This window comes from Shigella sp. SIG3 (genome assembly GCF_053555855.1).
This window is the reverse complement of record NZ_JBQZXE010000244.1, coordinates 1-1,216: the sequence shown is the minus strand read 5'-3', so window position 1 is coordinate 1,216 and position 1,216 is coordinate 1. Positions and strand designations below refer to the sequence as shown.

The 1,216-nt window shown below is 48.9% G+C and carries 2 protein-coding genes; both read left to right on the top strand.

The window, feature by feature from the left end; translation table 11 throughout:
* Positions 1 to 933, top strand: a 933-nt coding sequence (locus tag ACUU1I_RS20615) for an AAA family ATPase (protein ID WP_449144915.1), incomplete at its 5' end; no start/stop codon positions are given.
* Between the two features lie 15 nt (positions 934 to 948).
* Positions 949 to 1,176, top strand: coding sequence for a hypothetical protein (locus ACUU1I_RS20610; protein WP_000987799.1), 228 nt, complete (start codon positions 949 to 951; stop codon positions 1,174 to 1,176).
* The last annotated feature ends 40 nt before the right edge of the window (positions 1,177 to 1,216 follow it).

Here is a 1,216-nt window from a genome sequence, read left to right as displayed (position 1 = left end):
GTTTTCGACACTATTAACGCTTTGATTAACGAGGGCGACAAGTCTCAGGAAGATATTGCTGATGAAGCCGGAATGTCTCCGGCAACACTCTCGGCTCTGCGTAAAGGAGAGTACAACGGTAATGTCGAAGGTATGCATGACAAATTACAGAAATGGTATCAGGTCTGGCAGAAGGGACAGAACTTGTCAGGTACCCCTGGTGTTGTGAAGACCCAGATATTTTGTGATTTGCATGAGCTGTTTAAAACAGTGCGCTCACTCGGGATTATCAGTGTCGTTGTTGGCGTACCGGGTGTCGGAAAAACCTTTGCTGCCCGGGAATATTGTCGCAGGACAGCTAATGCCTGGATGGTGACTCTTGCTCCGGCACATTCGAGCGTAACGGAATGCCTCCTTGAAATAGCATATGCGCTGGAAATTAATAATCCGGGAAGAAATAAGGGGAATATAACCCGCGCCATTCGCAGAAAACTGGGTGGTGGTAAAGAAACCAGTGGCCGTGTTAACCCCCTTCTGATTATTGATGAAGCTGATCACTTAAGTGTGGATGGTCTGGAGCAATTACGCGCCATTCAGGATGCCACTGGCGTGGGGATGGTTTTAATTGGCAACCCGAAACAGATGGCGGATGCCACCCGTCGTGGGACTGATGAACTGGCCCGTCTGTTCAGCCGTTTTGCCATGACAAAACAACTGCGCAAAGTAAAAAAGACCGATGTGATGGCTGTAGCCAAAGCATGGGGAGTAACACAGGAAGATGAGCTGGACCTGCTGATGAGGGTAGCCGAAAAGCCCGGGGGATTGCGTGTATTAACTCACACACTGAATCATGCGTGGCTGGCGGCAAAAGGTGCAGGCACATCCCTGAATAAAAGTCACATTAAAGCGGCTTTTAAGGAGGCTTACAGCAACCCCAGGTTACTGAACTGGTAGTAAAGGACATAAACCATGATGTCACGAAATATAAAAATGGCAACGGATGCGCAGAACTGGTTACAGGCGCACGGGAGTCACGTAAATGAATCATATCTCGGCGTGGCGCGTCCGGTACTTGAAATCACCTGCCCACCACCGGAGCTGGTCAGAAACGCTGTCAGGATTATGGAGCATAAATCAGGGGTTGCCCGTTCAGTATGGACGGCCCGCCTTAATGGCTGCCAGATTATCTGGCGTTAATAACGGCTTATTTATTTGTGAGGAATAACAAAATGGCAAA